Annotated in this window: 16 protein-coding genes and 2 pseudogenes; 12 read left to right on the forward strand and 6 right to left on the reverse strand. The window is 62.8% G+C overall.

Going from position 1 to position 15,490, the window contains the following annotated elements; genetic code table 11:
* Nucleotides 1–87: 87 nt before the first annotated feature.
* Both ACERIM_RS04310 and ACERIM_RS04315 read left to right on the forward strand, forming a co-directional pair.
* Nucleotides 88–1,389 (forward strand): TIGR00341 family protein, encoded by a 1,302-nt coding sequence (locus ACERIM_RS04310; RefSeq protein WP_373631439.1) that lies wholly within the window; start codon nt 88–90, stop codon nt 1,387–1,389.
* 75 nt (nt 1,390–1,464) lie between these two features.
* Entirely contained in the window at nt 1,465–1,686 is a 222-nt protein-coding gene (locus tag ACERIM_RS04315) for a hypothetical protein (RefSeq protein WP_373631440.1), read from the forward strand.
* Between the two features lie 113 nt (nt 1,687–1,799).
* Here the strand turns inward: ACERIM_RS04315 and ACERIM_RS04320 are convergent, their stop codons facing one another.
* Complete coding sequence (locus ACERIM_RS04320) at nt 1,800–2,786, reverse strand: GTPase (RefSeq protein WP_006648089.1); 987 nt, start codon at nt 2,784–2,786, stop codon at nt 1,800–1,802.
* Between the two features lie 82 nt (nt 2,787–2,868).
* Here ACERIM_RS04320 and ACERIM_RS04325 point away from each other — a divergent pair, with 82 nt between their 5' ends.
* Complete coding sequence (locus tag ACERIM_RS04325; RefSeq protein WP_373631441.1) at nt 2,869–3,240, forward strand: DUF5518 domain-containing protein; 372 nt, start codon at nt 2,869–2,871, stop codon at nt 3,238–3,240.
* Nucleotides 3,241–3,264: 24 nt separating this feature from the next.
* Here ACERIM_RS04325 and ACERIM_RS04330 read toward each other — a convergent pair whose 3' ends face one another.
* The 4 genes from ACERIM_RS04330 to ACERIM_RS04345 all read right to left on the reverse strand — a co-directional run bounded on the left by ACERIM_RS04330 (nt 3,265) and on the right by ACERIM_RS04345 (nt 7,021).
* Nucleotides 3,265–3,615 (reverse strand): four-helix bundle copper-binding protein, encoded by a 351-nt coding sequence (locus tag ACERIM_RS04330; RefSeq protein WP_373631442.1) that lies wholly within the window; start codon nt 3,613–3,615, stop codon nt 3,265–3,267.
* A gap of 78 nt (nt 3,616–3,693) precedes the next feature.
* Nucleotides 3,694–3,978, reverse strand: a complete 285-nt coding sequence (gene hisE / locus ACERIM_RS04335; protein WP_373631443.1) for a phosphoribosyl-ATP diphosphatase — start codon at nt 3,976–3,978, stop codon at nt 3,694–3,696.
* Nucleotides 3,979–4,446, reverse strand: coding sequence for a bifunctional nuclease family protein (locus ACERIM_RS04340; protein WP_373631444.1), 468 nt, complete (start codon nt 4,444–4,446; stop codon nt 3,979–3,981).
* A 121-nt stretch (nt 4,447–4,567) separates the two neighbouring features.
* Nucleotides 4,568–7,021, reverse strand: a complete 2,454-nt coding sequence (locus ACERIM_RS04345) for an ATP-binding protein (protein WP_373631446.1) — start codon at nt 7,019–7,021, stop codon at nt 4,568–4,570.
* Between the two features lie 312 nt (nt 7,022–7,333).
* Here ACERIM_RS04345 and ACERIM_RS04350 point away from each other — a divergent pair, with 312 nt between their 5' ends.
* The 7 genes and pseudogenes from ACERIM_RS04350 to ACERIM_RS04380 all read left to right on the forward strand — a co-directional run.
* Complete coding sequence (locus tag ACERIM_RS04350; RefSeq protein WP_373632005.1) at nt 7,334–8,470, forward strand: DUF4157 domain-containing protein; 1,137 nt, start codon at nt 7,334–7,336, stop codon at nt 8,468–8,470.
* Nucleotides 8,470–9,366: a hypothetical protein gene (locus ACERIM_RS04355; RefSeq protein ID WP_373631447.1), complete on the forward strand. Its 897-nt coding sequence runs from the start codon at nt 8,470–8,472 to the stop codon at nt 9,364–9,366. The genes ACERIM_RS04350 and ACERIM_RS04355 overlap by 1 nt, the downstream gene beginning before the upstream one ends.
* A gap of 160 nt (nt 9,367–9,526) precedes the next feature.
* Nucleotides 9,527–10,441: pseudogene (locus tag ACERIM_RS04360) on the forward strand (DUF4157 domain-containing protein); the annotation flags it as partial.
* Nucleotides 10,438–11,280, forward strand: a complete 843-nt coding sequence (locus ACERIM_RS04365) for a hypothetical protein (protein WP_373631449.1) — start codon at nt 10,438–10,440, stop codon at nt 11,278–11,280. The pseudogene ACERIM_RS04360 and the gene ACERIM_RS04365, both read left to right, overlap by 4 nt.
* Nucleotides 11,281–11,303: 23 nt before the next feature.
* Entirely contained in the window at nt 11,304–12,104 is an 801-nt protein-coding gene (locus ACERIM_RS04370) for a hypothetical protein (protein WP_373631450.1), read from the forward strand.
* Between the two features lie 2 nt (nt 12,105–12,106).
* A complete protein-coding gene (locus ACERIM_RS04375; protein WP_373631452.1) occupies nt 12,107–13,096 on the forward strand; it encodes a hypothetical protein in 990 nt (329 codons plus the stop codon).
* 131 nt (nt 13,097–13,227) lie between these two features.
* Nucleotides 13,228–13,455, forward strand: a pseudogene (locus ACERIM_RS04380) (DUF4157 domain-containing protein); the annotation flags it as partial.
* Here the strand turns inward: ACERIM_RS04380 and pdxT are convergent.
* Nucleotides 13,442–14,053: a pyridoxal 5'-phosphate synthase glutaminase subunit PdxT gene (gene pdxT / locus ACERIM_RS04385; RefSeq protein ID WP_006648081.1), complete on the reverse strand. Its 612-nt coding sequence runs from the start codon at nt 14,051–14,053 to the stop codon at nt 13,442–13,444. The pseudogene ACERIM_RS04380 and the gene pdxT sit on opposite strands and share 14 nt — an antisense overlap.
* Before the next feature lie 126 nt (nt 14,054–14,179).
* Between pdxT and ACERIM_RS04390 the strand changes: the two genes are divergently transcribed.
* Both ACERIM_RS04390 and ACERIM_RS04395 read left to right on the forward strand, forming a co-directional pair.
* Nucleotides 14,180–14,395, forward strand: coding sequence for a DUF4177 domain-containing protein (locus tag ACERIM_RS04390; protein WP_373631454.1), 216 nt, complete (start codon nt 14,180–14,182; stop codon nt 14,393–14,395).
* A 36-nt stretch (nt 14,396–14,431) separates the two neighbouring features.
* Entirely contained in the window at nt 14,432–15,472 is a 1,041-nt protein-coding gene (locus ACERIM_RS04395) for a hypothetical protein (protein WP_373632006.1), read from the forward strand.
* Nucleotides 15,473–15,490: the final 18 nt, after the last annotated feature.

The following is a 15,490-nucleotide window of genomic DNA, read 5'->3' on the forward strand; positions in this document are numbered from 1 at the left end:
GATCTGGCCGTCGCTCGAGTCGATCCGACCGACGGGATGGGGCGGAATGCCCCGGAGTTATGGGCCCGGGGTTCGTCAGAGCCTCCCGTGCGGCTCGTACAGTTGACGATCCCGACGGGCAAGCGGGAGACGATCCTCTCGATCCTCGACGATCGGGGGATCGACTACGTCGTGACCGACGAGACCAGCAGCCGGTCGTATACGGGAGTCATGTACTTCCCGCTGCCGGACGCGGCCGTCGAGCCGGTGTTGGACGAGATTCAGGATGCGGGGATCGAGGAGGACGCCTACACCGTCGTCGTCGACGCCGAGACGGTCGTCTCGCGGCGGTTTCAGGCGCTACGCGACGAGTACGAGAACGGCGATGTCGGTTCGGACCGCATCTCCCGGCAGGAACTGCAGGCCGAAGCCGACGATCTGACGCCGAGTTTTCCCGTCTACGTGGTGATGACGGTCATCAGTGCCGTCGTCGCGACCGCCGGGCTCTTGCTCGATTCGCCGGCGGTCGTCGTCGGCTCGATGGTGATCGCCCCCCTAATCGGGCCGGCGCTCGGCGCGAGCGTCGGGACGGTAATCGACGACGAGGACATGTTCGTCGAGAGCGTCACCTACCAGTTCATCGGCGTCGTCGTCGCGATCGTGGCCGCGGCGATCTTCGCGTTGGTCGTCCGGTCGCTGAACATCGTCCCGCCGGACCTCGTCCTCTCGAGCGTCGGGGAGATCTCCGAGCGGCTCGCGCCGGATCTGCTGTCGCTGGCGATCGCGCTCGGGGCCGGTGTCGCGGGGGTCGTCAGCATCGCGACGGGGACTGCGGTCGCCCTCGTCGGCGTCATGATCGCGGCGGCGTTGATCCCGCCGGCCGGCGTCGCGGGCATCGCTATCGCGTGGGGTCAGCCGACATCGGCGATCGGTGCGACGGTGCTGGTGTTGGTCAATCTGCTGTCGGTCAATCTCGCCGGGCTGGTGACGCTGTGGTATGCTGGCTACCGTCCGGAAAACCTGTTCTCGCTCGGCGAGACCGAACAGCGCCTCCGTAAGCGGATCGCCGGGCTCGTCGTCGTCGTCCTCGTCTTCGCAGTCTTTCTCGGCGGCATCACCTACGCCTCCTACGAGTCGGGGAACTTCGAACAGGACGCCCGCGACGAGGTCGAGGGAGTCCTCTCCCAGGAGCAATACGAGGACTATCAGCTGCTCGAGTTCGAAGTCGTGATGGACGATAATTACCCGTTCCGGAATCCAGAACGGGTGATCGTCACCATCGGCGGGCCACCTGGCGAGTCCGCGCCCGCACTGGCCGATACCCTCCACGAGCGGATCAACGACCACGCCGACGGCTCGGTCGCCGTCGAAGTCAGGTACGTCGAAGTCACCGAACGGGGCACCGGCTGACGGGCGGCGAGGCGGGAACCGCTGGCGAGTTCGAGTGCTGGAAACCCTTTCGGTACTCGCCCTCGTAGCGCGAATATGCCCACGACCGTCACGACGCCGGACGCGAACGAGGAGTGTGCCTACTGTGGCTCGCGGATCTTCGATCACGATCCGATCTGCGTCCGCGACTGCACCGACGACTGCGGCTCGCCGACTCACTTCTGTAACTACGCCTGTCTCTCGGCACACATCGAGGAGAACGACCTGACGGTGGGCGACGCCTGCGAGTGGTCGCCCGACGAACCCGGCTGCTCGTGACCGGGGTCCGCGGCGACGCCGCGACCGTCGTCACGACGGGTCCGTTCTCGAGCGAGCCGTTCGCTCACGGTTCACCGAGTCGAGGGACGTGCAGTCGAAGATCGGTCCCCGCGTTACCCGTCGAACGGCAGTTCGGGCTCGTAGTCGATCGCCGCGACGGCTGCGTCGAGTACTGTCTCGACGTCGTCGCCGGTTTCGACGCTCATGGTGTAGTCGGCGTCGAGGGCCTCGAGCGACTCGTTCCAGACTTCCTTCCGATCGATCTTGTTCGCGACCGTGAGGACGGGGATCTCCTCGAACCGGGCCGCGATCGCGTCCCGTAGCTCGAGCTGTGAGCCGATCGGGTAGCCACACTCCCCCGAGGGATCGAGCATGACGAGCATACAGTCAGCGAGGTGTTCGATGGCGCTGACCGCCTGCGATTCGATCTCGTTGCGCTCCTCCGGCGGCCGGTCGAGCAGCCCGGGCGTGTCGACGATCTGGTAGCGGATGTGGTCCCGTTCGAAGTGACCGACGCCGATCCCCTTCGTCGTGAACGGGTAGGAGGCGGTCTCGCCGCGGGCGCTGGTAACGTCGTTGACGAACGAGGACTTGCCGACGTTGGGGTAACCGGCGACGACGATCGTCGGCTCGTCGGGGTTGATCTCGGGCAGGTCCCGCAGGTCGTTGCGCGACTCGTTGATGTAGAGCAGGTGGTCCTCGACCTGTTCGACGATGTCGGCGAGTCGGGCGAAGGCCTGTTTCCGGTGCTTGCGCGCAGTGTCCACGTCGGTCTTGCGCAGGCGTGGCTGGTACTCCTCGTGGATCTCGCGGGCCTTCCGGCTGGCCCACATCACTTCCGATAGCGCCTGTCGGAGCCGGTCGACGTCGACGATCGCGTCCGCCAGCTCGTAGTAGAACGGGTGGGCGTCGTACTCGAAGTCCGGCCACGCCGTCACCACGTTCTCTAAGTTGTCCGAGATGATGTTCGCCGCCGTCTGGAGCATCGACTGCTGGGCCTCGAGGCCGCCCTTGGCCTTGCCGGCCCGCGCCGCCCGCGAGAACGCCTTGTCGATCAACTCTTCCGACGTGGGCGTCGTCGGAAGGTCTTCGAAAATCATGGGCAGCAGTAGGAGCCGCGACCATAAAAGGGCGTCCGTTGGCCGCCGTCAGCTTATCCCTGCCGCCTGCCTACGGGGAGCCATGACAGATTGGCGCGCGGTGTTCGTCGGCTTCGTCGTCGTGACGGTGGTGGGAATCGTCGGCCTCGTGGTCCCCGGGATCGGCCAGATCGTCGCGGGGCTGGCCGGCGGGTTCGTCGCCGGCTACATGGCCGGCGGCGGGCTAGGACGTGGCTTCTGGCACGGTCTGCTCGCCGGCTCGCTGGGCGGAATCATCGGCGGCCTGTTGATCGGGGTCGCCGTCGGTCTGGCCGGGCTGGCGCTCGGTCCCGTCGGCGGCGCGATCTCGGGGGCCGCCGGGATCGGGATCGTCGCGCTCGCCGTCGCCGTCTCGCTCGTGATGGCCATCGAGAGCGCGATCGCGGGGATCGTTGGCGCGGCGGTCAGCGACTGATAAAAAAGCCGTCTCGAGTCCCCCTCAGGCGGCCATCTCCCGGCAGCTCTCGGCACACTTCGGCAGGACCTCCGCACAGGCCTGACAGTGGTCGTGGTCGTGCTGTTCGCACTCCTCGGCACACTCCTCGCAGAGGTCCGCACAGATCTCGCCAAGCTCCCCGTGGTAGCCGGAGTTGCGGGCCATAAAGCGTGCGTGAAGCGAGGCGATATCGGCCACGTCCCGACAGAGTCGGATACAGCGGGCCATGTCCTCGCCCTCGCCCGCACAGGCGTCGGCACACCACTCACAGACCTGCGCGGCCTCGAGGCAGTTGTCGATACATTCCTGCATCTGGTCGTCCGAGTGCGCGTTCTGTAGTTGTTGGAGCGCCATCGATCGAACGGACACCGGACAGGAGAATGAAGCTGTGTTCGGCGAATGCAAGTAACCGGCGATGGCGCGGTCGCGGGCTCAGCGCCGCGCCTCGAGTTCGGCCTCGAGATCCGCAAGCTCGACGTCTTTCATCGCCAGCAGGACCAGCAGATGATAGACGATATCGGCGCTCTCGTGGGCGATCTCCTCGCGGTCGTCGTCTTTCGCGGCCAACACGAGTTCGGTCGTCTCCTCGCCGAGTTTCTCCAGGACTGCGTTCTCGCCTTTCTCGTGGGTGAACAGCGAGGCGGTGTAGGAGTCCTCGGGCAGGGTCTCTTTCCGGTCCTCGATCACGGCGAACAGCTCCTCGATCGTCTCCTCCATCTACATCTCACCCGACACGTTACGGATGTCTTCGAGGTCGGCGAACTTCTCCCTGTCGTCTCGGCTGTCCGCGAACACGTCCTCGGTGATTTCGATCCCGGCCTCGGTCCGGGCCGCAAGCGCAAGCGAGTCGCTCGGCCGGGCATCGACGACTGTCTCCCCCCGTGGCGTCTCGAGGTGAAGGTCGGCGATGTAGGTCCCGCCCTGCCCGTTCTCGCGTTGTTCGATCTCGGTGACGACGACGCGGTCGATTCTGCTGCCCAGTTCCTCCATAACGTCTAACAGGAGGTCGTGGGTCAGCGGCCGTCCGATATCCTCGGCCTCGAGCCCACGGGCGATGCTGGTCGCCTCGCTGAACCCAATGAAGATCGGGACGACGTCGTCTTCGCCCTCGACGGTAAGGACGACGACCGGGACCGGTCCCTCGGGGGTCCCTGCGACCCGAACCGCGTCGATGGATGCCTGCATACCCCTACCCTCGGGTAGGAGGGAGAAAACAGGTCCGGTCGCGAATGCATGCACGGCGGGATCGGCCGACGGCTCCGACGCCTCGCCTCGCGACGAAAGTCGGAACGATACCAGGTCTCTCTCACTGGTCCACAACGACATCGTTCCCGCGTCCGCGCTCGACGTTGAAGATTCGCCAGCGGTCGTCTTCCGGGCGCAGTTCGTAGGACTGCGGCGTTCGATTGCCGTTCAGTTCGCGGTCGAACTCGAGGACGACGCGGTCGTGATCGTCTCGGATGCGGTCGATTTCGCCGGCGATCGAGAGGTCCCCGTGGGCGATCATCGCCAGTTCCTTTTGCGAGAACTCCGCGGCGAGGGTCCGCGAGTGATACAGTTCGTGGGCACGGTCGCCCTCACCGGCGTCTACCAGTTCGAAAAACCGGCGAACGACGTCCTCCGGTGAGCGGACGATGGCCTCCTCGTCGGCGTCGGACGACTGCCCGTCGGTCCCCGCTCGGTCGACGTCCACGCTCCGGAGGTGGCGACGGTACTCGCCGAAGTCGATCGAGCGCAAGCGCTGTCCCCGCGTGCCGAACTCCTGCTCGAGCGCGCGGACGACGTGTCTCATTTCGATGCGCCGGTCGTCGCCGGCCGCGAGGATCGCAGCCGTCTGGCCGATCTTCCTGATCTGGCCGCCGGTGAGATCGAGCGACGAGAGGAACTCGTAGTCGAGGTTGCCAAGCGGCGCGTCGTCGGGGAAGACACCCGCCCAGATCGCCTCGCGGATGGGCTGCTTCGGGTGCGTGAACGTTACCGTGTGATCGATCCGGCGCTCGAACGCGGAGTCGATGTTCGAGGCGTGATTGGTGGTGAGCAAGACGACGCCGTCGTAGCTCTCGATCCGCTGGAGGAGGTAGTTGACTTCGACGTTGGCGTACCGGTCGGTCGCGTCGGACACCTCGGCTCGGTCGCCGAAGATCGAGTCGGCCTCGTCGAACAGCAGGATAGCGTTGGACTGGTCGGCCGCTTCGAAGATCCGTTCCAGGTTCTCCTCGGTCTCGCCGATATATTTCGAGACGACGCTCGAAAGGTCGATCTTGTAGAGGGCCATCCCGACGTCGTCTGCCAGCACCTCCGAGGCCATCGTCTTCCCGGTCCCCGATTTCCCCTTGAAGAGGGCGACGACGCCGGTCCCGCGGGCGAACTCCTCGGCGAAGCCCCACTCGCTGTAGACGCGACCCCGATTTGCGATGTGGTCGCGGATCAGCCGGAGTTGTCGCTCGGTCTTCTCCCGGAGCTGGATGTCGTCCCAGTCGCTTGCCGGTTCGATCCGCTGGGCGAGTTCGCCGAGCCCGTCCGCGGACTGGGCGCGACAGCCCTCGTAGACGTCCGCGGCGGTGAGGGCCTCGTCTCCCGCCAGCGATCGGGCGGTCGACAGCGCCGCCTCGAGCTGGCTCCGCGTCAGTTCGAACGTGCCCGCCAGCACCGCCGGATCGACGTCCGGGGGTAGCTCGTCCGCTCGCCCCTCCCAGAACGCCTGCCGTGCGTCGATCGAGGGGCGTGGAAACTCCACGATCGAGTCGATCCCGACGGTCGTCCCCGTCGGTCGCCACTCCTCGGTACCGGTCACGAACAGGTCGGCCCGGAGGTCGTCGAACCGATCGAACACGTCCTCGAGCGAGTACTCAACGCCCCGCTCGGCGAGCGCGTCGGCGTCGGTGAGGTGGACGGGACAGTCCTGCAGGAGCGCCTCCCGGTGGAGCCGCTCGAGCGCGTCGGCCTCGAGCGCGGCCGGCAGCGAGGCACGGAGCAGCCGGTCGTCCGCCAGCGCCTCGATCGCCGCCTCGCGCTCGTCGGCGTCCGGCCCGTGGCAGTAGTAGCGGCCGCTGGATTCGGTTTCGATGCGCTCGAGTCGGTCGTGGAGTGGTGGCTCGAGTTGGAGGTCCTCGAGCGTCCGATCGGGGGTCGGGAGGCTGGCCACGTGCTCGAGCGCGGGGTCGAGTCCGTCGTGTCCCTCGAGATAGGAACGAATGTGATCTGTGACGACGAGTTCGTGATCGAGCGCGGTCGTTCCGCGATCATCGGGATCGACGAGTTTCAGGAGGCCGTGCCGTCGAAGCGGTGACTTCGGACCGACGAGTTCCGTGGCGACTGGTCGCTGCTCGTCGGTATGGGCGAATAGCTCGGTAATTAGACCCACCGTCGGCCGAACGACGGTCCCCCCGTCGCAGAGCAGTCGATACCGGCGTTTGTAAGACGAGTCAATGTCGGGTGCCAGCGCCAGTAACAGCACGTCGCGGTGAAATTGTGAGAGCGAGAACCGCTCGACGAGGACATGCAGGCGAAGGCGTACATCGTCGGGCGTGTCCTCACGACGTTGGCGGATCTCGTCCGCGTGTGTCGTTGCGTGGTCACGATATGGTTGCGGGATCGTCAACGAGAGGGCCGACGAATCGGACGTGATAGCAGTCGACGCGTCGGTTGGGGGACCATCGGAACCGACATCGTCCTCGCGGAGCGCGACCGCGCCGTCAAGGATCGTCCCGATGCGCTCGAGTTGCTCGAAAAGGTGTTGGCGTGTCGTGGAATAGGTCATAACTGGGGTGGTTCGTTTCTCGTTAATTCGTTTTTACGGGAGCAATAGTTGCTTCTATGACTCATTCATAATAATTATATGGGTCGGCGCGAATAGACCGGCGTATCAATGGGGTTTCGGTCAGAGCGAACGCAGCGGAACCCGACGACGGAGTCCGAGTCAAAGACGGCGACGGTCCCCGACGTGAGTACCGCTCGCGCCGACGACGTGACGGTGGTCTCTCGAGCAACGGAGTCGCGGGGACGCGAGCCGAACACGGGGGTCGAAAACGAGTCGATACCGGACGACATCGACCTGCAAAACGGGCGATCCCTGCGCCGTAGCACCGTCGCCGCCCACGACTCGAGTCCAGCCGGGAACACGCAGGTCCCTGACTCCGTCCGGGACGTGATCTCCTCACCCGGTCGCTCGTTGGATACGTCCATTCAGCGAGCGGTCGAGGACCGCATGGGCGATTCACTCGGTGACGTGCGGATTCATACCGGGCCAAAGGCTGCACAGGCGTGTGACCAGATCAATGCGCGGGCGTTCACCGTCGGCAATCACGTCGCGTTTAATGCCGGCGAGTACGATCCGTCGTCGCCGGAAGGCCAACACGTACTAGCCCACGAACTCGCACACGTCCGGCAACAGACCGGCGGTGCGGTGTCGATGCTTCCCCAGGAGAATCTCGGCCTCGAGATCGATCCGGATCCGCAATTAGAGCGGGAGGCCGAGGAGACCGCTCAGCGAGTCATGGAAGGTGAGGAACTGGGAATCCAGCGGCTGGGACAGACTGAAGTTCACGTTCAGCGACTGGAGGAGTCGAAGGTGTTCGACGCGCTGGCGATGTTCGAGGGGGAGTTGGAGGATGGAGAGCTGAGCGAGGTCCGAGAGCGACACAACCGAAACCAAATCGGTCATCTCCACGAGATCGCCAATGAAGTCATCGACAAGAACGACGAGCAGGCCAAGGTCGACATCAAACAGGAAGTTCAGCAGTCGGCCAATCCGGATGCGGTAGCCCAGGAACTAGCTCAGCGGTGGGAGTCGATGGCCGATCTGAAGTCCCAGGTCAATGACCTCAAGAACAGTATCGACGCCGACCTCGAAGACGTGGCGCTGACAGAGGACCAGCGACGGGCGTTGCGCGGTAACGCCGAGACTGACGGCTGGGACAACGTGGCTTGGGGCACCGTCAAGAAGATTCTCGGCGGAACCACCCTGCCGAATCTGCTGTTTTTGGCGACCCAGGGATCGAAGCTCGCGTCAGCAGATATCGACAAGCGTGGTGTTCAGACTGTCGCACAGGCACGCCGCGGTGAGATTACGAGCCTCGACGACCTGCGGGACATCTGGAAGCAGACCAACGGCTCACTAGAGGATCGTGCGGCGCAGATCGAACAGGAAATTCGTGAAGGGACGTGGCTTGAGGAGAATGAGGATCCCTATCCAGGAGGTGGGAAATAATGAATGCGAAAATCGAAGGAGAAAGTGAAGGGTTCCTGAAGATCTATGTGGAAGATAACAAGGGGGCAAAGCACGACCTTACTGTTCATAACACAAGTGGAATCGAATACCACAGTTGCGACGAGATAGCGAACAACCCAGCACTCCGAACGCGCGAAGAATGCGAACGTGTCGACCAAACTCGTCGCTACGCCCGCTGGCACGTCTACCGCGAGCGAGGGTACGACACCGTTCCGCCGACGGAGAATCCCGATCGACTGATGGCGGCACTCCTCGGGAGCGCCACGCTGTCCGAGACGGCATTCGAGGAGCAATTCGGCGACCTCGAGGAGCGCCTCCAACAACACTACGACGGTTCGTCCGTCGACCTGCCGTTCCCGGATGCAGATCCGGACGACGCGATCGTCTACCAGAAGGATGTCTATCTCGAGCCTGATCCGATCAAGCTCGAGCCGCCGGTACTCGAGCAATTCCTCGGACGCTTCGAGGGCGATCCGGATTCTCCTGCACTAGATGATGGCGATATTCCGCTCGATCAGATGGACGATCTCGAGTTCGAGATCGAGGCCGTCTCGGGGATTCATACCCTCCACAATGACGGGCAAGGGACCGAACAGACCGACTATGGCGAGCAGCCACTGGATCGTGAGCCCGACGTGCGAATCGAATTGATGGCGTTTGATCCGGCATCTGTTGACTCGTTCCAGCACTACATCGTCTCGCACCTGGCCTATCAGATTCGGGATCGGTTTCTGCTGATGGGCGTGAAACCGCCGGTTCCGTTCCGGGCACAGGGTTGGGGAACCTATGAAGGGTTCCAGTGTCAGAAGTTCTGTTCGCTGTACGACGAGTACTGGTCCAGTGAAGCGACGATCCAGTCATGGGAACCGTGGTAAGTAGTCTCCGTCTGGCAGTAGGCCAGCGGACGACTGATACGGAACTGGCATCGGCGGACCTGCTCCAGCGGGTGACCGAACAGTCCAGCCCGTCCGTTGGGCGAAAACCAACGGTCCGGATTCCGACGAGCGTTGGGCCGCCGGACCTACCGATCCGACGTCGCTCCAGCGGAGTACGGCAACTGCCCAAAATACGGGTCCAGCCGGTGAGACGCAGGTTCCCGATGCGGTGCGAGACGTGATCTCCTCGTCCGGTCGCTCACTGGACACGTCGATCCAACGGGCGATGGAAGACCGAATGGGTGATTCGCTGGGCGACGTACGGATTCACACCGGCCCGAAGGCCGCACAAGCGTGTGATGAGATCAACGCTCGAGCGTTCACTGTCGGGAATCACGTCGCGTTCAATAGCGGCGAGTACGATCCATCGTCGCCGGAAGGCCAGCACGTGCTGGCCCACGAGTTAGCGCACGTGCGCCAGCAGACTGGCGGGGCAGTGTCGATGCTGCCGCAGGACGATCTCGACCTCGAGATCGATCCGGATCCACAGTTAGAGCGCGAGGCCGAGGAAACGGCCCAACGGGTGATGCAGGGCGGCGAGTTGGGCATTCAGCGGTTGGGACAGACCGAGGTCCACGTCCAGCGATCGGTGAAGGGAGCGTTGTCGTCGGTGAAAGACACGATATACGGAGGGAGCGGCGAGTCAGACCTGTCGTTGAGCGACATCAGTGACGCATCCGGTATCGACGAGCGCCTCTATGCGCTCGCGGAGAATCAAAACCAATTGCGGGCCAAAGTCGAGGAGCTCTCGACCGCACTCGAGGGGAACCTTTTCCAGAAGGTCGGTGACGCCGGGACCAGCGAAGCCATCAAAATCGGGATGACTGAAGCCGGCAAGGAGTCCGGGCTTCCCTTCGGCCAACTCATCGGATCGCTTTCCGGTGCTGCACTCCAAGCGATCTACAATAACCGCGAGAAAGTACTCGATCTCCTCGGACTCAAATCCGAGGCAAAAAGCGAGACAAAAGATAATACTGGATCGGGTAGCGATCCGACTGGAGTGAGAGGACAATGAAGGGAGAGATTATTGGTGAAAATGAAGACGGAATTGGAGTTGATATCGATGATAATACTGGCGTAATTCACGAAATCACGATTGAGAAAGGAAGTTGGGAAATTGTATATCACGAACAAGATGGCTATCCGGATAACGCAGATAAGCGATCGAGCAAAGGCAACGAGATGGTTCGGCAGGCTCGAGATTATGCCAAGTGGTACGTGGCCCAAGAGACCGACTACGACACGATGCCGTGGTATCTCGGCACTGCGAGCCTGAAAGCAATCCGAACCGCAGTCGGGAGTTGTTCGGACGAAGCCGTCGAACAGCATTTCGGTGAGTATTATCGACAGCTAGCCGGTGCGTACGACGACGATATCACCCAACCGCATCCCGACCCGGTCCCCGCCGGGGTAGCGATGAACGAGTACCGCGAGCAGAAACTGGACATCTACCTCACTGAAGACCGCAGTGAAATCGATGCGACCTCCGGCGTCCACGTAATGTACTACGCCGGCGTCGACGACGAACGGTTTATTCGGAGCGACGATCCGTATCCTGACCGTGAACCCGACGGTCGCCTCGAGCACGTGGTCATCGATATCGACCGGGATCAGTTCGAGACGTTCCTCGATTACCACCTCCGGTGTCAGATCCGCGATTCGTATCTCGCTCGCGGGGAGGAGCCGCCCGAACAGTATCGGGTTCTCGGTCCCGGAACCGATTACATGATGGGGCGGTGTATGACTCGCGATTGGCTTCCGGAGTATCATAACTACAATGCTTCCATCGAGGGCTATCGTGCAGAAGACACGTTCAACGCCGGTGTCTTCGGCCAGCTACTGAGCCTGTTTTAAACCGAATCGGGGTACATTCACAGATGGGAGTTCTGCCACAGCACAATCACGGCCTCGAGATCGATCCGGATCCACAGTTAGAGCGCGAGGCCGAGGAAACGGCCCAACGGGTGATGCAGGGCGGCGAGTTGGGGATTCAGCGGATGAGTACGACGGATGTTCATGTCCAGCGGCTGGAACTGGGTTCGCTGTTCGGTAGTAGCGGTTCCCAGTCCTCGAGTGGCGGGGATAGCGGCGGTGCTGAGTTGAATTTTGGAAGCTTCAATGACGGGAACCTCGGGGAGACGATCGCAACGCTGATACAGAACCAACAGCGGATCATCGAACACATTGGCGGGCAGATGGGCGAGAGCGGTCAGACGGCGGTAGCCGAGGCGGGTGCCCAGGAAGCGTTGAAAGTCACCGCTGGGGCAACGGCTGCCGAGACCATGCCGGAGAGCCCAGGCGATGCGATGGAGGCGGTACCGACGAATCTTCAGGAGGCCGAATCGCTCATCGCGGATATTGCGGGCGGCAGTGCCGACCTGATAATCAATGCGGTCAAAACGATGGGCGACCCCCAGCAACTCCAGAGCGTGGCTGGCGAGATTCTCGCGCAGGGCGGGGGCGAAACCCTTCAGTTCATGTGGACGAACGCGCCGAAGGTCGCCGCTGCTGTCACCCTCGCCTATGCGGTCCAGAAAACCGGTGGCGGTCTCATCGAGTACCTCAACCGTAAGGGATCGGATATTGCATCCAAGGTCAAGTCGGTCTTCGAGTCTGGTGATCGCGAAGGGTTCGAGGATAGGCAGACTGAACTGGAAACCGACAAAAACGATTTCTAACCATGAATGCAGAAATAAAGAAAGAAACTGATGATGGATTTGGTATTCTAGTAGTAGACAATGAGAATGTCGAGCATAAGGTCGGAGTCTGTTATGATGGAGAAATTGATGGACATCTGCAAGACGCCTACCCGGATGATCCTGAGAAACGGTCCAGCCACGAAGATGAGATGATCTCACAAGTTCAAAAATATGCTCAGTGGCATGTTTATCGCGAGCGTGAGTATGACACGCTCCCACCGCGGCGAAACCCCGACCGCATTGCCGCGACGCTGGCGGCCATCCGCGAGATGGACGACGCGGAGTTCGAGCGTCACTTCGGCACACTCGTCCAGCAACTCAACAGCTACGGCGATGACACGGTTGATCGGCCGATCGAACTCGAGGACGCAGTCCCGCACGAAGAGGGTGTAGTCTACAAGCAGGATGTCTATCTCGATGCGACGATCGAGGACGTTCGTGGGCATCACGAGGAGTTTGCCGACGATGTTGAGTCCTTCGCGACGGCGGTCGTCGGCAGATTGCAGGAAGCGGGCGTGTTCGGAACGCTTAGTGATCGGTTTGGCGAATTCCTCGAAAGCGACGGGAGCGACGATGTAGACAGCCAATCTACGGATACAACTCCGTCTGAACACCTCCGTCAGTTCGGGTTTACCCACGTTTCCGAGCCGTACTACATGTATCACCGGAAGAACAAACCAGCCCGTACAGTTGGTGGCGAGGATGCCTATCAGCGAGCGCCTGATACTGTTATTGAAGTGATTCCGACGCCAACACTAGCGGAATCTGTCGATTTCTTCCGGGCGTTCCTCGTTCATCATCTGCTCTGCCAGATCCGAGATACCTATATCGGAATAGGTGTGGAACCGCCGACCCCATACCGAATGCTCGGTGCAGGAATTCATCACTACACGATCAAGTACAAACACTTCGAGATGTACCCAGAATACTTCGACACCGAGGCTGATATCGACGGCTACGTCTACTACTGACCTCGAAATCGATGGGCGCAATGAACTCGTCGGCGGAGCTGCTCCAGCGAGTGAGGGAGGGATCCGGACCGGTTTCCGGTCCGATGATCGGCGATCGCCCTCTCAGTGAACGCCGGGAAGCCGGGCGAAGTTCCCCGAAATCACTCCAGCGGAGTACAACGGCCGGCCGGGACGCGAGTCCAGCCGGTGAGACGCAGGTTCCCGATTCGGTCCGGGACGTCATTTCCTCGCGTGGCCGCTCGCTCGAGACGTCGATCCAACGGGCGATGGAAGACCGAATGGGTGATTCGCTGGGCGACGTGCGGATTCATACCGGGCCGAAAGCTGCGCAGGCGTGTGATCAGATCAACGCTCGAGCGACGGCACCGACGCCGCCTCGTTTTCGAAGAAGGCCAGCCCGTGGATCCGGCTGTCGGGGGTGAGTTCCGGATGGAACGAGGTACCGACGACCGGGCCGTCCCGGACCGCGACCGGACGACCGTCCCACGCGGCCAGCACCTCGGCGTCGCCGACCGAATCGATGGCCGGCGCGCGGATGAACACCGCCGGGTAGGGCTCGTCGAGCCCCGCGACCTCGAGGGGCGCTTCGAAGCTGTCCTTCTGGCGGCCGAAGGCGTTGCGCTCGACGCTCACGTCGAGCAGGCCGAGCTGATCGACCCGGTCGTCGTTCGGGTCGCTTGAGGCGACGATCAGGCCGGCACAGGTCGCCAGCAGGGGTTTGTCGGCGGCGACGTGGTCCCGAATCTCGGGGGCGATCCCCTCGTCACGGACCAGCCGCGATATCGTGGTCGATTCGCCGCCGGGCATCGCCAGCAGGTCGCAGTCGGGGACCTGCCCCGATTCGCGGATCTCGCGGACGGTGACCTCGCGGTCGTGGGCCCGCGCGGTGCGTTCGATGGCGGCCGCGTGTTCCTCGACGTCGCCCTGGACCGCGACGACGCCCGCAGTCAGTGACATGGCCGCGGCTACGGAGGGGGGAGTCAAAAACGTCGCGCCACCGACTCGGCCGCGGCGTCCGCTTCGACCGATCGTGACATGTCTGCCCTATCCTTACTGCCCTCGGACACGTGTGACGAACCGGAGATGAGCCGATCCGACGCGCGCCGATGGGAGTACAGGACGCTCAGGCCGTCCCGCGGCGAAACGAAAAAGGAGGCCGAGGACCCGCAAGCGGCGCTGAACGAGTACGGTACCGAGGGCTGGGAACTCGTCGAGACGATCGACTACACGGGTGGCGGGACCAAGTATCTGGTATTCAAACGCCCCGCCGAGACGACTACCGGTGCCGATGACGGGTGACTCGCCGTGACCGGCACCGATGACGCCGAAAACGGAATGGTCGGCGACTCCGACGTCGAGACGGCCGGCGACTCCGACATCGCGACGGCGAACACGATGCGCGAACGCGCCGGCGAAAGTCGGCTCAAAATCTGGCTCCTGCTCAGTGCCTCTCGGCTGCAGGTGACCGCCGTCCTGGCACTTGGCGTGTTCGTCTCGTTCGTGGCGTTCGTCACCCTCACGCCGTCGCCTCTGTACCCACAGCTGCAGACCGGCGACACTATCGAGACGATGTTCTCGACGATGATCGGGGCGATCATCACCGGTACCACGCTCGTCGTCACCATCGGCCAGCTGGTACTCTCCCAGGAGAACGGTCCGCTCGGCGACCAGCGCGACCGGATGGAGAATGCGATGGACTTCCGCGATTACACCGAGGAACTCATCGGGTCGCCCAGTCCGGCGGATCCGTCGGAGTTCCTCCGCCAGCTCGTCTTCGTGGCCGAACTGCGGGCGAAGACGCTTCGCGAGGGTGTCGCCGACACCGACGACGACCGGCTCCGCGCGGAGGTCGACGAGTTCACCGACAGCCTCGTGGGTAACGCCGAACTGGTCATCGATCAGCTCGAGGGCGCGACGTTCGGGGGCTTCGACGTCCTCTCCGCCGCGCTGAACTTCAACTACGGCTGGAAGATCTTTCAGGTCGAACGGATCGCAAACGAGTTCGAAGACAGCTTGAGCGACGAATCGCTGTCCGATCTGGACGATCTGAAGACCTCGCTCAGCCTGTTCGGGCCGGCGCGAGAACACGTCAAGACGCTGTATTTCGAGTGGGAACTCGTCACGCTCTCGCAGATGATCCTCTATGCGGCGATTCCGGCGCTGGTCGTCGCCGGCGTCATGCTTACCGTCGTCGACGCGGGCACGTTCCCCGGGAGAACGCTCGGCGTGGCGAACGTCACGTGGGCGATCGGCGCGGCGTTTACGGTGACGCTCGTGCCGTTTCTGCTGTTCGCGGCCTACGTCATCCGAATCGTGACCGTCGCCAAGCGAACGCTCGCCATCGAACCGCTGATCCTCCGCGACTCCCAGCGGTAGCGACCGTTCGGCTGCCGA

The sequence above is a fragment of the Natrinema sp. H-ect1 genome (assembly GCF_041821105.1).
Lineage (GTDB): Archaea > Halobacteriota > Halobacteria > Halobacteriales > Natrialbaceae > Natrinema > Natrinema thermotolerans.